The sequence below is a fragment of the Citrobacter sp. CRE-46 genome (assembly GCF_059615875.1).
The window spans coordinates 2548608-2567296 of record NZ_CM184341.1 but is presented as its reverse complement, the minus strand read 5'-3'; the positions used below and the strand labels follow the sequence as shown (position 1 = coordinate 2567296).

The following is an 18689-nucleotide window of genomic DNA, read 5'->3' as shown; positions in this document are numbered from 1 at the left end:
AATAAAAAAAGCCAACCCCATAATCAGGATTGGCAATAATACTTTATTCTTCACTTTTCTTTTGATTCAAACCATACTCGCGTAACTTGTTAGCGATCGCAGTATGTGAAACACCAAGCCGTTTGGCCAGTTTACGCGTGCTGGGGTAATTCATATACAGTTGCGTCAGTACAGAACGTTCAAAGCGGCTGGTAATTTCATCCAGCGAGCCTTCCATCACCTCTTCTCCGACCGCAACCGTTGCCGCATCGTAATCTGGCAATAATATATCCTGTGGCCGCAACTCATATCCCTCTAACTGGGTCAACGCCCGATAGATGGCATTTTTAAGCTGGCGCACGTTACCTGGCCAACCGTAGCGGGTTAATACCGTACTGAGATCGGCGGACAGTTTCGGACGCGGTACGCCCTGTTCGTCGGCAAAACGCGCCACAAACAGTTCGGTGAGCGGCATGATATCTTGCGGACAATCGCGCAGCGGCGGCAGGTTGAGGGTCAGCACGTTCAGACGATAATACAGATCTTCGCGGAACAAACCTTTCTGCACCAGCTCCACCAGGTTCTTTTGCGTGGCGCAAATCACACGTACATCGACATGGACTTCATGATCTTCGCCAACCCGGCGGAAGGTCCCGTCATTGAGGAAACGCAACAATTTGGTCTGCATGCTCGGCGACATTTCGCCAATCTCATCCAGCAGCACTGAACCGCCGTTAGCCTGCTCGAAGAACCCTTTTTTACCTTCCCCTGCGTGACCGAACAACTCGCTTTCGACCGCGTCTTCAGGGATCGACGCACAGTTCAGCGCCAGATACGGCTTCGCCGCACGCGGGCTCGCCAGATGACAGGCATGGGCAAAGAGATCCTTACCCGTACCGGTATTACCGGTGATCAGCAGCGGTGCGCTCAGCGTCGCCAGCTTACGGGCCTGTTCTACGACATGCTTCATTTTGGCGCTGACGGCAATAATCTGGCTAAACGCGCTCAGATCCTGCGTGGTCATATTTTGCAACTGACGCCCCATCCGGATGGTGGAACGCAGCATGACGACGGCTCCCGTCAGCATTTGCTCCTGATTTTCACCCTGCAAGTGAACTGGCGTAATTTCCATCAGGAAATTCTGTCCGTTAATCACGACATGCTCGCTATGTGAATCCTGCGGATTGCTTTCGAGCCAGCGCTGGAAGTTAAAACCATTGATTAACTGGGCGGCAGTATGATTACGCATCCGCTCCTGAGAGTGAGCAAAAAGCTGACAGCTCGCAGGGTTCGCCATCTCAATTTTGCTTTTCATATCCAGAGAAAGAACGGGTTCTGGCAATGCCTCGAGCAGCGCACTCAGCGCCAGATGTTCCCGTTCGGAAGGCATCCAGGGGACGGTACGTACATCCGTAACTCCTGAAATACGGCGGATTTCAGCCATCAGACTACTGAAGTTGGTGAACTCCAGCTCCGCAAAATTAAGGTAAATTCGCCCGATGGGGTCAATCTCGATACCGCGTAAATCAATGCTTCTAAGCACCAGTAAATCGAGCAATTCGCGGGTCAGACCAAGTCGGTCTTCACAAAAGACTTCCAAACGCATAGGAACCTTCACCTGGACAAGGGATTATGTGTTAAATGATAAGACAGTATTTGGTTTGCAGGAAGAACTCTGTCAACAAATATTGACAGCACGCTGGAAAATTGGGCGCCGCGGCGTAAAGTTATACCATCGACGCCCTGTTCCAGTTAACTTTCACGCGGAGATTTGTTCTTTTGTAAGGTCTCTTTGACCTGACCAATCAACTGGCGGCGAAAATCCCCAAGTCGTGGTTTATCGTCATCGATCCACGGGAGCGGACGGCAGAGTTCCATCGCTTTAATACCCAGACGCGCCGTTAACAGCCCGGCACCAATCCCCTGCGCAGCACGTGTGGATAAGCGCGCGGCCAGATCTTGCGACATCCAGTCCATACCAACCTCGCGGACCAATTCGCTGGCGCCGGCAAAGGCGATATTCAGCAGCACCAGCCGGAACAGACGCAGACGACTGTAATACCCGAGTTCAATGCCATACAGCGAGGCAATACGATTAATCAGCCGCAGATTGCGCCAGGCGATAAATGCCATATCCACCAGCGCCAGTGGGCTGACGGCAATCATCAGCGTGGACTCCGCCGCAGAACGACTGATCTCACGTCGCGCCTGCGCGTCCAGCACCGGTTGCACAAGATGGGCATACAGGCTGACGATTTCACGATCGTTTTGCGTTTCGTGGATAGAGGCATACCAGCGCTGTAACGCCGGATGGGACTGATCAATACCCGCCTGCTGCGCCAGCTTTTCACAAAATGCGCGACCTTTTCCTGTTCCGTGGCTATGAAGCAGGTCTCGCGCTTCATCACGCTCATGCGCTCGCTGGCGCAAACGCCACAACCTGCGCCACTCGGTCGCCACCGACCCCACGCCCGCGCCGACGATCAGCGCGCCCGCGGCGCACCCTCCCAGCGCGATCCAGTCCTGGGTCTGCCAGGCGTTCATGGTCCACTGCACGCCCTGTGCGACAACGCTCACACCAAACAGCGCCAGCCCGCCCATCACCATTTTGCGCCACAAACTGCGTTTAGGACGCAAGGCAGCATCAATCACCGCTTCTGCCTGACCTTCGTCTTCCAGAGGCTCATCCAGTGTCGCCGGAGCAAAGGTCTGCGCTTCCGTTTCATTGAACATTTGCTGCGCTTTAAACGCCGTGTTTTGTTCCACGTCCAGCGGACCTGAGAAATCGATACGCGGTTTTAACGGCTCGCTCATCGCAATTTATCTCCTATTAAAAACTCCAGCGCGGCATCAAGACGGATATGCGGTAAGGGTTTATCAACATCCATCACCTGCGGGCGAAATGCTTCAAACTGAAATCCCTGGCTGTCCCAGAATGCCTGTCCTGGCAGTCGTGCGGGCACTTCACCAGGATAGACGGTCAGCGGTTCGCCATCGCTCAGGCGATTGCCACGCAGCGCCGGGATCTTTTCGCCTTTCACATCAATCAGGCCGCTGGTGGTTGCCTGTACCGATGCCAGGCCCAGACAATCCATGCTAATACCTTCGAACGCGGCGTTTTGCCAGGCATCCTGAATCAGTTGCTGGAGCAACGACACCATATTGGCGTGCTGATCGACCGTGACATGGTCAGCTTTGGTGGCGGCAAATAACAGTTTGTCGATCACCGGAGAGAACAGCCGACGAAACAGCGTACGCTGCCCGTAATGGAAGCTTTGCATCAATTGGGTCAGCGCCAGACGCATATCATTGAACGCCTGTGGCCCGCTGTTGAGCGGTTGCAGACAATCCACCAGTACAATCTGGCGATCAAAACGCAGGAAGTGATTCTTATAAAAGCCCTTCACAACCTTTTCGCAATAGTAATTAAACCGCTCGCGCAACATGCCTGCGTTGGTGTGTTTGTCCGCCTGCGCCAGCTTAGATTCGCCGTATTCTTCCACATCCGGCCACGGGAAGAATTGCAGCGCGGGCGCACCCGCCATATCTCCCGGCAGGACAAAGCGACCTGGTTGAATAAAATGCAGTCCCTGCTGTTTGCACTGATGCAAATACTCCGTCCACGCGGCGGCAATTTCCGCCAGACGGTTTTCATCAGCAGGGGCCAGCGGATCCAGCCCCTGGCATAGCTGTCGCCATCTGGCCGACCATTCGCCCCGCTGACCTTGCAATAATCCGGTCATCTGCCGCGACCAGCTCAGGTAATCCTGCGCCAGCATCGGTAGATCGAGCAGCCACTCGCCCGGATAATCGACGATTTCCAGGTATAGCGTGGAGGTGTCTTTGAAGTGGCGCAGCAAAGAGTCATTGGACTTGTAGCGCAGCGCCAGGCGAATTTCGCTCACCCCGCGCGTCGGTGTCGGCCAGGCTGGCGGAGAGCCATACAGCTGAGCCAGTCCCTCATCATAGGTAAAACGCGGAATGCCAAAATCACGTTGAGGAACCCGTTTAACGCCGAGCAGACGTTCTTCGCGCACGCAGCTGAGCAACGGCAGTCGCGCACCGGCATGAATATTGAGTAACTGGTTTACCATCGCGGTGATGAACGCCGTCTTACCGCTACGGCTAAGCCCGGTGACAGCCAGGCGCAAATGCCGATCTACGCCGCGATTAACCAGCGAATTGAGTTCATTTTTAAGTCGCTTCATCGCCATCCCGTTATGCTGAAGGAACCGAAGAAATTATAACAAACAGGAAGTAAAGATAGGGGTCAATTCTTATTTATCAACTACCTGAGCGGTGTCAGACGGCACTATTCGCGCCGCCTGTTACAGAAGATATACGGATGGTTTAGTTATTCTCTACTTTTGGCAGCGCGATCTGGTTGATTCCACCTTCATTCGTCACCTGCGTGTAGCCCATTTCAACGAGCATATCCTTCGCCTGCCCCGACTGACGCCCGGAGTTGCAATACAACTTCACGGTGTCGGTCTTATCAGGCACTTCTGTTGCGATACGCGCCTTCATCTCTTTTAACGGAATATTGACGGCCCCCTGAATATGCTGCTGTTGGTATTGCTCAGGCACACGAACATCAATCCAGTGTTCGGCAGCATAAACCGGCATGCCAATGACCAGTGCCAACGCTAATACGCCTTTTTTAAACATAATATCTTCCTGATCGAGAGTTGGATTTCACTACAACACTATACGCCAGTTCTTAAGAAAATATTGCGACTGCATTATCATCGTACACGCCGGCAGATCGCATTGTTCTTCAGGTAACACATTGTGCGGTGTGTCTTTTGATTTTTCTGTCAGCATTCTGTGATTGTTGTCATTCGGCATTGAACTCCATAATATGTCCGCCATTGACTCTCGGACGGAGCTTGGGATCTATGTCTCCTACCATTTATGATATTGCACGAGCCGCTGGCGTATCAAAATCCACGGTATCGCGCGTGCTGAATAAGCAAACCAACATCTCGCCGGAAGCGCTGGAAAAAGTGCTGCGCGCTATTGATGAGTTACAGTATCAGCCCAATAAACTGGCTCGGGCGCTCACCTCTTCCGGCTTTGACGCAATAATGGTGATATCAACCCGTTCTGCCAAAACAACCGCCGGTAATCCCTTTTTCTCTGAAGTGCTGCATGCTATTACGGCCAAAGCCGAAGAAGTCGGTTTTGATGTCATATTACAGACGTCGCGAAGCACCGAAGATGATTTGCAAAAATGTGAGAGCAAAATTAAGCAAAAATTGATCAAAGGCATCATTATGCTGAGTTCTCCCGCCGATGAATCTTTTTTTGCAAGACTGGATAAATATAACGTCCCGGTCGTGGTTATTGGTAAAGTGGAAGGAGAGTATGCCAATGTGTATTCTGTAGACACTGATAACTATCGTGACAGCATCACACTGACAAATGCGCTTATTGAGAGCGGCCACAGTAATATTGCCTGTTTACATGCCCCGCTTGACGTTCATGTTTCCATCGATCGCGTCAACGGGTATAAAGCCAGTCTTCAGGCACATAATATTCAAATACGCGATGAGTGGATTATTGATGGGGGTTATACTCATGAGACCGCCCTGCTCGCCTCGCGGAAATTACTGAGTCAACAACCGTTACCCGACGCGGTATTTGCCACCGACAGTTTAAAGTTAATGAGTTTATATCGCGTGGCGGCAGAGAAAAATATCGCCATTCCGCAACAGCTTGCCGTTGTAGGCTACAGTAATGAACTGCTGTCTTTTATGCTGACACCCGTGCCGGGAGGCATTGATGTCCCAACTCAGCAGCTCGGCGAACAAAGCTGTAATTTATTATTTAACCTGATTGCCGGTGAGAAAGGCTTACAGAATATTACCGTGGGCACGCAAATATCGTTGGCCGACTCACTGGTGTAAAAACAGGGGCATAACAATGCCCCTGCACATTTTAGAATGCGTAATTCACACCAATCCCCGCATAATGGAATCTGTCGCTTTCACCTTCGTCGTGATCTTCCCATTCATATGCATATTCCAGTGACATTGATAAACCATTTTTGAAATCATAAGCATACAGTAAACCAAGGCGATTGAAATCATGCCCTTCACGTTCCGGATCATCCTGCCAGTCCCAGTTTGACCAACGATCAAGGCCAATACGGGTGTACGGCGTCAGGGTGGTATTGCCGAAAGACAACGGTAAGTAAGCACGGATTTCCTGGGTCGAGAACTCGCCATTATTACGCGAATCCGCCAGATTAAAACCGCGTTCGAGATAATAGTTGACCGTTAAGCCCACCGTTTTGTTGAAGGTATAATTCAGACCGGTTTCGCTTTCAACGCGGCTATCGGAGTAACCTGTGGTACTCAAGTCATTGACGAATTGATACATTGCCAGCCAGCCGCTAAAACGCAAATCGTCGCTAAGTTTAATATCCCAGTCCGGCTGAACTTTCCAGCGCTGCATATTGGCAGTGTCTTTTCCTGGTTCATTAACATAGTGATAGCCGTAATTACGGAAACCACCGGTCAGGCCGAAATTAACATCCTCGCTTTCGAGGAATTGATAGCGAACTTCCAGTTCCGGGCGATCAAACCAGGTACCGCGTTTCCCCTCGCTGTAATCAACCGGACCTTCCTGATAATAGGCCACAGATATTTTCCATGGTCCATTGGACGCATTAAAATAGACTGACGGCTCAGCCAGTCCATCCATATCTTCGCCCTGACCTTCAACGTTTTCTATTTCGTACATGGCACCGATATTAAAATGCCAGTCATTTTTTTCAGCGGCCTGCGCGCAGGCCACTCCTGCGCTCATAATCAGCGCAGTAGCGGACAGTAGGGTTTTCATTATTATTCCTTGTTAAAATACTCGCAAAAATGCCCCAAGGTTTGGGGGTTATCCCCCCTGAATTTTATTGAATAGCCACTTCAGTTTCAGCATCAAAGAAATGGCATTTCGCCATATCAAAATGAATAGTGATATTTTCTCCTGCGTGATAATCATTCACTGCCCCAGCACGGACCACTAACTCATGCCCCCCAACGATGGTATAAAGCATAAACTCAGCGCCTGTTAATTCTGCGACGCTAATTTTTGCTGATACATTATTTTCATTATTAGGCTGCGGATGTATGTCTTCAGGACGAATACCCAGCGTAACGGCCTGATGCTCATAACCCTGCGCTTTTAGCTGTGCTAATTTATTTTCGGGAATGGTTAACTTCAGCGTTTCGGTAACGAATTTATTACCATCAATCGCGCCACGAATAAAATTCATGGCCGGCGAGCCAATAAATCCGGCGACGAACATATTTGCCGGGTGGTTATACACCGTTTTCGGTGCGCCAACCTGTTGAACAATGCCATCCTTCATAATCACAATACGCGTCGCCATCGTCATGGCTTCGGTTTGATCATGGGTAACATATATCATGGTGGTATTCAGTTTCTGATGCAGTTTGCTAATTTCTGCCCGCATCTGCACGCGAAGTTTGGCATCGAGATTCGATAAAGGCTCATCCATCAGGAAGACCCCCGCCTCACGAACAATCGCACGTCCCAGCGCCACGCGCTGGCGCTGACCGCCGGATAACGCGCCAGGTTTACGCTGCAGATAATCGCGCAGGCCAAGGATTTGCGCCGCCCAGTTAACGCGCTCCTCGATCACCGCCGGAGCAATTTTCTGCATCTTCAGGCCAAACGCCATATTGTCATAGACGGTCATGTGCGGGTACAACGCATAGTTCTGAAAGACCATCGCAATATTGCGCGATTTCGCCGGCACATCATTCATCCGTTTACCGTCAATCAGCAGATCGCCGCCGCTGATCTCTTCCAGGCCGGCGATCATGCGCAACGTCGTAGACTTCCCGCAACCGGAAGGCCCAACAAAAACAATAAACTCTTTGTCTTCGATTTCCAGATTGAAGTCTTTAACGACGTGCACCTGGTTGTCGTAAATTTTTTGAATATGTTGCAACGAAAGCTGTGCCATGTTGAATCCTTTACTTGTCGTGTTGCCAGAAAGCCGATAAGCACGGCCACGTCAGAAATTCGGTTGAAGGGAGCTGCAAGTTTGCCCCGTTCAGCCCCGTACCGATGCCAACAGAGCGCATGCCGCAGGCGTTGATCGCATCCACGCCTGCTTGAGCATCTTCTATGCCAATGCACTGCTGCGGGTCAACGCCAAGACCCGCACAGGCAGCCAGAAAAATCTCCGGATCCGGTTTCGAACGGGTAATCAGCGCCGCATCCGCACAAAAGTCAAAACAAGCGCTAAGATCAAGCGCCTGTAAAATAGTGGGCGCATTGAGCGACACGGAGGCCAGCCCCACCGGAATCCGCTCTTCCCGTAACGTCATTAACAGCTCGCGAATCCCCGGCAATACCGAGTTAACCGTTAACTGACGCAAAGAATGGACGTACAGACGATTTTTTCTCTCAGCCAATTGTGCGCAAGTCTCGGGAGTAAACTCCCCCGCCTTTCCGCCGTGGTGCAAAATACGCTGCAGTGACTCGCCACGACTAATCCCTTTCAGGCTGTCATTAAATGCTTCGTCAATCGCAATCCCTATTTCGTCGGCTACCTGCCGCCACGCGAGGAAATGCAGATGCGCGGTATCGGTAATCACGCCATCCAAATCAAAAATGATGGCCTGTGGTTTGAGGATCATTCATCATCCCTTTTTGTGGTAGCGGTCCCATAAATAGACGTAATAATACCGTCATAGGTAATCGCTGACGCCCCCTGGACGGCGATCTTTTCGCCATTAACCCACAAGGTAATACGCTCAGTGCTGCTAATGCGGATCTCTGCTTTATTGATAGTGACCTGCATATCAACGCCCTGCCAACACAGTGGGAAAGAGAGAGTTTGCCAATGGTCAGGCAATGCAGGGGCAAGATGTAACTCCCCGTGGCGAACATTCACGCCAGCAAATCCCTGAATTGCGCCCAGCCAGATGGCCCCCGTCGCCGCTGCGTGAATACCGTCATCACAGCTATGTGGATCGTCTCCGAGATCGATAAGCGATCCTTCACGCCAGAAGCGATACCCCTGCTCTGAATCACCACAACGCGCGGCCACAATCCCATGTATAGCCTTACTCAAAGACGAGTCATGAATTGTGCGCGGCTCGTAAAACCGCAGGTTCGCCAGACAGGTTTGCGGGTTGAATTGCTCCGGCAGCATATAGGTCAGCATCACCACATCGGCCTGTTTGAGAATTTGCATCTCATTGACCTCTGCGCGGGAGTAATCGAGCAAAATCGTCTGCTTGCCCGCTTTCGCTTTGTAACTGGACAGATCGATAACCGGTTTACTCAGGAAGGTGTCGTCCTGAGGTAACACACCATCGGACAACGCTTCCGGTCGCCACAGATGGCGTAAAAAATGCTCAGCACGGTGAATAAAGGTCTCATCGCTAAAGCCCAGGCGACGCGCAAAACCGAGCGCCTGCTCCACGTTGTACCAGGCCATGTAGTTGGTGAACGCATTGTTGTTCACATGCTCTGTGTATTCATCCGGGCCAATTACATTGTGGATCTCTAAACGGTCATTAACCATGACGGCTCTGCTGATCCAGAACTTCGCTGTTTCCAGAAGCAGCGTTATACCTTCACGGGACATAAAGTTCATATCCCCGGTGGCATGCCAGTAATTAATCACCGCCCAGGCTATATCCGCCACGAGATGATGTTCAGCCTGTGCGGAGGCCACTTTCTGCCGCAGGCCGGTACGGATGTTGATCGCCGCGAATTCAGGCGTCTCCTCCTCACCGCTGCGCGCGCTCTCCCAGGGAAACAGCGCCCCCTGCCAACCGTTGCGGCGGGCTTTCTCACGCGCGCCCGACAAATTATGCCAGCGGTAACGTAATAAACTTCTTGCTGTTTTCGGCTCGGTGAAGAGATGGAACGGTAACAGAAAGACCTCGGTATCCCAGAAAACGTGACCTTTATACCCTTCGCCTGTCAGACCTTTCGCAGCAATACTGCTGCGCTCATCGTGATCTGGCGTCATTACACGCAAATGATAGAGCGCATAATCCAGCGCTCGCTGATCGCTCATATCATTACTGGTGACCTGAACGCGACGGCTTTGCCACCAGGCATGCCAGTTAGCGGTCGACTCCGCCAGCAGCGCATCGTATCCCTGCCGGGCGCACGCTTCCAGATTACGTAGCGACTGGCGTGCCCAGGTTTCCAGCGACAGGCTGCGCTCGCTCGCCCAGTCGATCCAGCTAATTTTCGTCAGCGTAACGCGTTGTCCGGTTTTCGCCTGCACGCTATTGTGTTGTAACAACCGACGTTCTTTGGCGGTGAAGCAGCGCTGCGCCGCACCGTCTACGTCGCAAAACGTCGCGATCGCGATATCGTTGCGATTGTCCTGGGTGGTGTAAATGCCTTGCAGCAGATGCTGACCAAATACCCGGACCTGCGTTTCATCCAGATGCTGACGTCCATGATTGGTGATCGTGGCATCAATCCCGGTTGAGATGCCAATGCTCGCATCACCATCCAGCGGGGTAACGGCAACTTCCATAGCAAACAGCGGCAGTTTTTGCGCCGAGACAAACCGCCGGCTCTCAATAGCGAAACGTGCGCCGCCGGGCGCTCGCCAGACCAGGGTACGGCGTAATTCTCCGCTGGCAAAATCCAGTTCACGGTGCCAGCGCTCAATCACACCGCTGGTTAGCGAGAAAATCTCACCATTAAGCGCGATCTCCACGCCCACCACATCAGGCAGATTAACCAGTTCATTAATCTCACCTTTCCCCGCCCGGTGATACAGTCCCGCCAGATACATGCCGCGAGTTTGTAAGGTGTAGGCTTCTTCGTGGCTGGCGCGAATCCCCATATAGCCGTTGCCAAGCGTCATCAGCGACGCATATTTGTTGAGGCTGTGTGGGCAAAAAGCCGGTTCGGTTAGCATTACTGGCTTCGTCATAAGTCTACATATGTTCCTGTTTCAGCCGATTCATACAGTGCGGCAACCAGTTGTTGAATAACGACGCCCTGCTCTGCGTCCGCAATAGCGACAGGCTCACCCTGAACGTGATTCACGAAGGCCTCCATGCTGCGAAAATGACGATTGTCATCGGCTATTTCACGCTGGAACAGCACATCCAGCGTCCCGTCACGATCGGTATAGACCTGCGCCGGAAATAAGGTCGCCCCGGCAAGATCGCCGCAGAAATTGACGTTCATAATCGATTGTTCAGGAATATTCAGCGCGAAAGAGGTCTCAAGACGCAGGATCCCGCCGTTATGAAATTCGATCGTGCCGAACAGAGAATCCTCAACGGTGTACGTCGCGGGATCCCATGCCCCGAACTGGCCGCTGCTCTTACGTGTGCCAATACGCTGATAGCTGTGCGCGTTAACACGCTTTACCGCCGGGAAGCCCAACACATACATCGCGGCATCAAGCATATGGATACCGATATCAATCAGCGGCCCGCCGCCCTGCAGTTCCTTGTTGGTAAAAACACCCCAGCCGGGTACGCCGCAGCGGCGCAAGGCGCGGACATTAGTGACATAGATTTCACCCAGAACGCCGCTCATTACCTGTTCGCGAAGCAATTGTGTATCCAGTGCGAAACGATGATGAAAATCGTAAGCCAGTACTTTTCCCATCCGCCGCGCCGTTTGACACATCTCCAGCGCCTCGTCTGGCGTCATAGCCGGGGGCTTTTCGCACATCACATGACAGCCGGCGTTCAGCGCCAACATGGTGTGTTCATAATGAAAACGATTGGGCGAACAGATGCTGACGATATCTGGCTTTGCTTCGCGTAACATCGTCTGCGGATCGTCCCAAACCTGCGGATTACCGTATTTCTCTGCCAGCACCTGCGCCTGTGACAGGCGGCTGTCACAGACAGCCACCAGTTCCAGATCGTTGCGGGTGCAGTAGTACGAAGCATGAACTTTATCCGCTACCTGCCCGGCGCCGATAATGGCGACACGTAGCGGAGCGCTTGTCAGTGCACTTTTCACGGAAATCCTCTTAGCAGGTACGCAGCCAGGCCAGCGACTGACGGTATGCTTCCGGCAGGTTCTCCGCCCGTACCCGTCCTTCATACACTACGTAACCCTGATAATTATCTTCACGCAGTTGGTCAAACAGCGCAGAGAAATCCAGCGTACCGCTCCCCGGCTGATAACGATGGTTATCCGCAATATGCACGTGACCCAGCAGATCGCGATTATCGTGCAGCGCCTGCGCCATATCGTCTTCTTCGATATTCATGTGGTAAAAATCACCAATGATTTGCACATGCTTCAGGTTGTTTTCCACGATATAGCGGCGAGCATCCGCCAGGGTGTTGATCATATGATCCTGATAGCGATTGAGCGGCTCGAGATACACCACCGTGCCCGTACGTTCAGCGACTTTATCGAGATAAATCAATGAATCACTGACGGCTTTGCGATCGCCTTCCAGGCTACGCGGAGAGGTCATCGGCGGTAGGCGGAAGGTAAACATGCCCCAGGCGGCAGGGACAATAATCCCTTGCCCGCCGACTTCGGCCAGCGCTTCAAGAATGCGGGTGATCTGCTGTAAACCATTCAAACGACGTTCTTCGATAAAATCACCGATCCAACCGTCATAGCCCCCGCAGGCGGTGGTCACGGGCAGACCTGTTTCTTTGATCGCCGCTTTCACTTCCTCAAGATTGTTGACCAGCAATTTGCCGTCAATTTCAAAACCATCAAAACCCATCTCTTTGATATAACGGAATTTCTCGAGAATATTTTCCGGGAAAAAAGCCTGATTCTGTGTTCCGATTTTCATTTTCTGCATTCCTTAATTAAAACGTCACGCCCATTTTGATGCTTTGTTCCGGATGGCGATCGACATACTGCATATAGCTTTCCGGGCTGCTGGCGAAGGTAACTACCGGGTCGATAAGCTCTTCACAGTTCAGATAACCGTTCATCAACAGTTCCCAGCAGGTCTCCTCAATGCGCTTGCGATTCCAGCGCGGATAATCTGGATTTGGTTCACTGCAGGCGCGGGAGAAGACAATTTTGGCGTTGTTGAAATGCGCTTCACGGCCCAGGTTGAACCCTTCTGCAAAAGGTTTTGCGAAGGCGACATAGGAGATGGTGCCCCCGTAGGCCAGACCGCGTAACGCTGATTGCAGCGCATCCGCATAGCCGCTGGTTTCGATGATCACATCAGCGCCCTGTTTGCCGGTCAGCTTTTTAATTTCCATGCCCACGTCAGTGCCAATCGGGTCCAGACAGAAATCAGCCCCATGGCGACGCGCGATATCACAACGATGGGCAATCGGATCCACGCCAATCACCACTGACGCTCCCGCTTTCTTAGCCAGTTGCACGGCGATCTGGCCAATTGCCCCTAACCCGACGATGACCACAAAGTCGCCGACGCGCACATTGGCATCACGCACACCGCTCATGGCGAACTGTGCCGGGTCATAGCACACGGCATTTTTCCACGAACTGCCTTCCGGCATTTTGCGCAGTTTGTAGTTGTTCACGGCATTAAAGATGACCGTTTCTGCCAGTGGGCCATATCCGCAGACAGAGTCGCCGACCGCGTAGTCGGTCACGTCGCTACCACACTCAATGACATCGCCCACAACCATGTTGCCAAGCTGGAACTTACCGAACTCGATTCCGCGCGGCGCCCCTTCCGGACGCGGCATAAACATTTGCCATTCGCCGTTAAAATCTTCATCAATAAACGGACTGGCAGCGCGGAAATCGACTACTTCAGTGCCATGTTTTGGTGCGCCAAAACGTACGCGGACTTTCACTTCATTGGCGGATACCGCTCTGTCTTCATATTCCACCAGCGCTGCAACACGCGGTTCGGTGGCAACTAACTTCTTCATTTACAACTCCTTAATTAAACTGGCCGCTTAGCCTTTCACGCCGCCTGCGGTCAAACCACTCTTAATAAAACGTTCGGAAAGCGCATACATAATGACCACCGGCAATGCGGTAACCAACGATGCGGCCATCATGCGTCCCCAGATATAGTCAGGCGTACTGAACAGCGCGTTCAGACCGACCGGTAAGGTAAAATTGCTGGCGCTGGAGAGGAAAATCGAGGCAAACAGATAGTCATTCCACGCGACCATAAAGCAGTACACAAAGACCGAAACCAGACCAGACATGGCCAACGGCACGGTGATGCGAAAGATAATTTGCAGACGATTTAATCCATCCATCATCGCGGCCTCTTCGATCTCATCCGGAATGGTGTCGAAATAGCTTTTCAACATGAACACGGCTGTCGGCAGCGTTTGGGTCACCATGGTGATAATCAACGCCATTTCGGTGTCATAAATGCCGAGGGCCGTAATGATTTTGAACAACGGCACCACCAGCAAAATCCCCGAGAACATGTACACCGTGTAAAAGCTGGCGTTGATGGTCATCCGTCCCTTAAAACGCAGGCGGGAAAGCGCATACGCTCCGAGGACGCCGAGAAACACCGCCACCACAGATGACGAGACAGATACCACCAGGCTATTACGGAAGTAGTCAACAAACGGGAAGATCATCGGGTTGAAAATGTCGATGTAATGTTCCAGCGTCCATTGCTGAGGTAACAGCGTGGGATGCAGCGAAATCGCCTCTTTTGCGCTTTTAAATGAGGTCATCAGCATCACAAAAAACGGAAATAACGTGATACCGAGGAAGACAATTAATCCACAGTAAAAGCCGATGCGGCCAAGCGTGCGCTTATTTGTTGCCATTGAGGTTCACCCGTTTTCTGGTCAGCAGGATAACAGCGAAAATGATGACGAAGAGGACGACAGAAATAGCAGCCGCTTTACCCAGGTCATTGAATGCAAACGCCGTTTTATAGAGATAGACCCCGAGAATATCGACTTTGGTGGTCAGCAGATAAACATCGGCGAACATATAGAACATCCAGATCGTACGCAGCGTGACTACGGTCGCCAGCACCGGCATGATCGCTGGCAGCGTGACGATACGAAACCGTTGCCAGGCGTTCGCGCCATCCATTTCCGCCGCCTCATACAACGATTTATCAATAGTCTGCAAAATCGCCAGAAATGAGATAAAGGCATACGGGAAGTAGCGCCAGATGGCGAAAAGTACAACCAGTGCGAAGCTGCTGCCGGGATTGTCGAACCACAGCGGCGCCTGATCGTACAGATGCAGCAGATCCACGCCGAGGTAGTTCACAATGCCGTAGCCGTTGTTGAACATGTATTTCCAGGCAAACACCAGCGAAATTGATGGCGTTACGTAAGAGAGGATCACCAGCGAGCGCGCCGTTTTTCGCAGACGAAACTCACGGTTAAAAAACATCGCCACTCCCAGCCCCAGCACCGTGCTCCCGGCAACAACCAGCGCGGTATACCAGACCGTCATCCACAGCGAATGCCAGAATCCGGGATCGGTTAAGATACGGATATAGTTGCTCAAGCCGACAAATGTTGACTCAATTTGTGGATTAAGCGGCAGACGCATAAAGCTGATTTCGATGTTAGATATCATCGGCCATGCGACTAAACCACCCAGCAAGAGCAAGCTGGGCGCCAGCAGCAGCATGGCAAATGGCATATCCGATCGACCTGAAAAGAACTTATTCATCACGGCTTTCCATTTCCCCATTAGCGCTGTTCAACAAGGTCATCCAGTTTGGTCTGGCTTGCCTTCATCGTCGTTGAAAGATCGGCTTTTCCTACCGTGACGTTGTGCACCATGGTGCTTATGACACCGGAACCCGTAACGTCGCCCATGCGGGTAAAGTTCTTATCGCCGACTGCGCCAAACACCTGAATATTCGGCAGTTCGGCAATCAGTTGATCGGGTAATTCACCCAGTGCTTTAATAACGGGGTTATCTTTCCACGTTGCGGTATTCACCACTGCTTTATTGACCGGGAGCGCAGCGCCAGGGGACATCATCACCCAGTCAGCAATGTTGTCGGCCTGCTCCATAAAGGTGACAAATTTTTCTGCGGCTTCTGTCTCTTCGGTTTTTTGACCTGCGGTTATGGTCAGCGATGTCAACATGCCGTAGACGGCAGACGTTTTTTCCGTCGGAACCATAAAGCCAACATTTTTAGGATCCCCCTCCTTAATCACCGCCGGGAGGATATAGGTGGAATAAATAGCCATCGGCGCAGTGCCGTTCATGAAAGCGTCTTTGACCTCCATGATGTCGTTAGATCCCGGCATGGTATTCATCGCAAGCTGGCGGTAATACTGCAACGCCTGGGCCATCTCCGGCGTGTCGAGCGTGATCTTTCCCTGCGCATCGAAAACGTTAGCCTGGTTAGAGAGCGCGAACTGAGAGAAGGACTGTTCGGTCAATACGCTTTCGGCCGTAGGTAGCGCAATACCATATTTTTTACTGCCCGGATCGTTTAACTTCTGCGCCACTTCGAGCAGTTGCTGCCAGTCTTTCGGCTCTTCCAGCCCTGCTTTTGCCAGTGCATCTTTGCGATACCAGACCCCGCCAATCCAGGCGCTAACCGGTACCCCGGTCCATGCAGAGCCATCTTCGGTACGCACAATACGCAGTACGCCATCATAAAACGCGTCTTCACCCACACCGTTGATGACCTGCGCCACCGCTTTGCGATCGATAAGCGATTCCTTGTCCATGACTTTCGCGTAGTCATGGCTGGTTTCAATGACTTCAGGAAGTGAACCGCTACGTGCGAGGGTAATCACTTTGGTGTTGTAAGCATCCTCTTCAACAGGAACCTGTTTGACGCTGATACCGGGGTTCTCTTTTTCAAAGCGCTCAATCAGTTTGGCAATAACCGCCTGCCGCTCCTGTTCTACAGAAGAGTGCATAAATTCAATCGCGACAGAGGATTTTTTATCATCCTTACACCCGGTAACCAGGGCGCAGGACACCAGTGCTGAAATCAGCACAATTTTAGCTTTAAGCATGGAATGTTCCTTTTTATTTCTTAACCCACATAACCTGCCAGGCGTGTAACGTTAATTCCTTACCCGAAATACTTTCTTCGCTAATCAAATCAAATCCATTTTCAATAACAATATTTATGGTTTGTGTCTGAGCGCTGATATTAAATAAACCAATAATTTCTTCGCCTGTCTCTGCCGTACGTTTAATTTGCATAACGGCCGGTGTAACACTGTTAATCTTAAAATCACTATCAGGATGGAATGCTTTGTTATTACGCCGCAGAACAATTAATCGGGATAACTCATGGTAAATGGCGTGACGCAAACAAGTTTCATCGGCCAGTTCCGTTTCTATTTGTCTTATATGATATTTTTTACGGTTGATCGCCCGGTTATAACCCAGTTTCTCCACACCTTCATAGTCATTGCGCGATCCGAGGATACTTTGAATATAAATCGCTGGCACGCCAGGAAAACTCAACAAAATGGCATGAGCAAGTATAAAGCGGGAAAATCTTTCAGCATCACTGCTATTACCCGGCGTTAACGCATCCATATAGGTTACGTTAATTTCATACGGGCTTCGGCTACCATCAGGATTATTCTTCCAGTTAACCAGGGCGCCTTCCTGTTGTAATTCCGTCACCAGTCGCATGATTTCATCTTCCGGTAACAGGCCCCGTAACGGGTTGAGGCCAATTCCGTCATGCGATGCGAGGAAATTAAACCATGTGGTCTCAGTCGATGGCAGTTCCAGTGATTGCGCCCACTGACACAATGTCGTTGTATCCTGGCGTTGCACCGCATGCAGCACCAGCGGCGGCAGCGAGAACTGGTACACCATGTGCGCCTCATCGCGGCCATTACCGTAATAGGAAATGTTATCCTTATGCGGAACGTTCGTTTCAGTAATAATCGCCGTACCAGGTGCCGCGCAGTCAGCAATAGCGCGGAACAGTTTGATAAGCTGATGCGTTTTTTCCAGGTGAATACAGGTTGTCCCTGGCTCTTTCCACATAAAACCAACCGCATCCAGGCGGACATAATCAGCGCCCTGCTCCAGGTAACTCAGCAGTACATCGACCATCGCCAGTAATACCAATGGATTGGCATAGTTGAGATCGATCTGGTCGTCGCTGAACGTCGTCCAGAGATGACGCACAGTATTATCTTTCAACGTAAACGGGGTCAGTAACGGTAATGCACGTGGGCGCGTGACGTTGCTCAGGTCCGTATCAGGATCCATCGCAATAAAGAATTCTTCATAACCGTCATGCTGTTGCAAATAGTTATTAAACCATTCGCTTTTAGCTGACATATGGTTACAAACAAAATCAAACATCAGTCGACTGGATTCAGCTAATTGCTTAATATCATTCCAGTCACCGGTTTCTTCGGCAACCTGATAGTAATTAATTACTGAAAAACCATCATCCGATGACCACGGATAAAATGGCAACAGATGCACATGAGAAAATGTCGACTTAAGCCATTCATTATAAAACTGATTAAACGTTGGCAGCGGTTTTTTATCTTCCGCGTAAAATTGATCGGCGTAGGTGATCAGAACGACATCACCCTCATCCCAATGCGCTTTACGGTTTTTTTTAATTAATTTTTGTGATTTTTCTAAACGCGCAACCAGCGCTTCATAGTGAAGTGAAGAAAATGTGTCGCCATAGACTTCACTCAGACATTTTTGGATTTTTTGGTTCACCTTCATTTCTCGTGGTAGCGGTCCCATGACGCAAGAGACTACTCTGCCGGAAATAAGCTGTCAATCAGCTGAGGTGGCCTGGAGGGGGGGTAGAAAAG

General features: G+C 51.2%; 16 protein-coding genes. 1 reads left to right on the top strand and 15 read right to left on the bottom strand.

All coding sequences use genetic code 11. The features are described 5' to 3' along the window. Positions 1-43: 43 nt before the first annotated feature. From tyrR to pspE, 4 genes are all read right to left on the bottom strand, one after another. Positions 44-1585, bottom strand: coding sequence for a transcriptional regulator TyrR (tyrR, locus tag AC534G_RS12455; protein WP_038640886.1), 1542 nt, complete (start codon positions 1583-1585; stop codon positions 44-46). Between the two features lie 146 nt (positions 1586-1731). Beyond that, positions 1732-2793 (bottom strand): YcjF family protein, encoded by a 1062-nt coding sequence (locus tag AC534G_RS12450; RefSeq protein ID WP_038640890.1) that lies wholly within the window; start codon positions 2791-2793, stop codon positions 1732-1734. Beyond that, the gene (locus AC534G_RS12445; RefSeq protein ID WP_069324996.1) at positions 2790-4187 is read right to left on the bottom strand and encodes a YcjX family GTP-binding protein; all 1398 of its coding nucleotides are present in this window, start codon (positions 4185-4187) and stop codon (positions 2790-2792) included. The genes AC534G_RS12450 and AC534G_RS12445 overlap by 4 nt, the downstream gene beginning before the upstream one ends. 142 nt (positions 4188-4329) lie before the next feature. Beyond that, positions 4330-4647: a thiosulfate sulfurtransferase PspE gene (gene pspE / locus AC534G_RS12440; RefSeq protein ID WP_038640891.1), complete on the bottom strand. Its 318-nt coding sequence runs from the start codon at positions 4645-4647 to the stop codon at positions 4330-4332. Between the two features lie 230 nt (positions 4648-4877). On the opposite strand from pspE, the gene AC534G_RS12435 reads away from it, so the two are divergent. Next, entirely contained in the window at positions 4878-5888 is a 1011-nt protein-coding gene (locus AC534G_RS12435; RefSeq protein ID WP_038640893.1) for a LacI family DNA-binding transcriptional regulator, read from the top strand. A gap of 31 nt (positions 5889-5919) precedes the next feature. On the opposite strand, the gene AC534G_RS12430 is transcribed toward AC534G_RS12435, so the two are convergent. From AC534G_RS12430 to AC534G_RS12380, 11 genes are all read right to left on the bottom strand, one after another. Then, positions 5920-6825 (bottom strand): OmpG family monomeric porin, encoded by a 906-nt coding sequence (locus AC534G_RS12430; RefSeq protein ID WP_110497960.1) that lies wholly within the window; start codon positions 6823-6825, stop codon positions 5920-5922. Positions 6826-6889: 64 nt separating this feature from the next. Further along, entirely contained in the window at positions 6890-7972 is a 1083-nt protein-coding gene (locus AC534G_RS12425; RefSeq protein WP_038640897.1) for an ABC transporter ATP-binding protein, read from the bottom strand. Between the two features lie 10 nt (positions 7973-7982). Beyond that, positions 7983-8651, bottom strand: coding sequence for a beta-phosphoglucomutase (pgmB, locus tag AC534G_RS12420; protein WP_038640899.1), 669 nt, complete (start codon positions 8649-8651; stop codon positions 7983-7985). Then, positions 8648-10924: a glycoside hydrolase family 65 protein gene (locus tag AC534G_RS12415; protein WP_110497958.1), complete on the bottom strand. Its 2277-nt coding sequence runs from the start codon at positions 10922-10924 to the stop codon at positions 8648-8650. Before AC534G_RS12415 ends, pgmB begins: the two co-directional genes overlap by 4 nt. Further along, on the bottom strand, positions 10921-11976 hold the full coding sequence (gene ycjS / locus AC534G_RS12410; RefSeq protein WP_110497956.1) for a D-glucoside 3-dehydrogenase: 1056 nt from the start codon (positions 11974-11976) through the stop codon (positions 10921-10923). Before ycjS ends, AC534G_RS12415 begins: the two co-directional genes overlap by 4 nt. Positions 11977-11986: 10 nt before the next feature. Next, positions 11987-12775 carry a 3-dehydro-D-guloside 4-epimerase gene (ycjR, locus tag AC534G_RS12405; RefSeq protein ID WP_038640905.1) on the bottom strand — a complete coding sequence of 263 codons (789 nt, stop codon included), beginning with the start codon at positions 12773-12775 and terminating at the stop codon, positions 11987-11989. 16 nt (positions 12776-12791) lie between these two features. Beyond that, the gene (gene ycjQ, locus AC534G_RS12400; protein WP_069324992.1) at positions 12792-13844 is read right to left on the bottom strand and encodes a D-guloside 3-dehydrogenase; all 1053 of its coding nucleotides are present in this window, start codon (positions 13842-13844) and stop codon (positions 12792-12794) included. Between the two features lie 27 nt (positions 13845-13871). Further along, the gene (locus tag AC534G_RS12395; protein ID WP_038640909.1) at positions 13872-14714 is read right to left on the bottom strand and encodes a carbohydrate ABC transporter permease; all 843 of its coding nucleotides are present in this window, start codon (positions 14712-14714) and stop codon (positions 13872-13874) included. Beyond that, complete coding sequence (locus tag AC534G_RS12390; RefSeq protein WP_038643191.1) at positions 14701-15582, bottom strand: carbohydrate ABC transporter permease; 882 nt, start codon at positions 15580-15582, stop codon at positions 14701-14703. Before AC534G_RS12390 ends, AC534G_RS12395 begins: the two co-directional genes overlap by 14 nt. Before the next feature lie 20 nt (positions 15583-15602). Then, entirely contained in the window at positions 15603-16895 is a 1293-nt protein-coding gene (locus AC534G_RS12385) for an ABC transporter substrate-binding protein (protein WP_085048114.1), read from the bottom strand. A 13-nt stretch (positions 16896-16908) separates the two neighbouring features. Then, positions 16909-18618, bottom strand: coding sequence for a sugar phosphorylase (locus AC534G_RS12380; RefSeq protein ID WP_110497954.1), 1710 nt, complete (start codon positions 18616-18618; stop codon positions 16909-16911). Between the last annotated feature and the right edge of the window lie 71 nt (positions 18619-18689).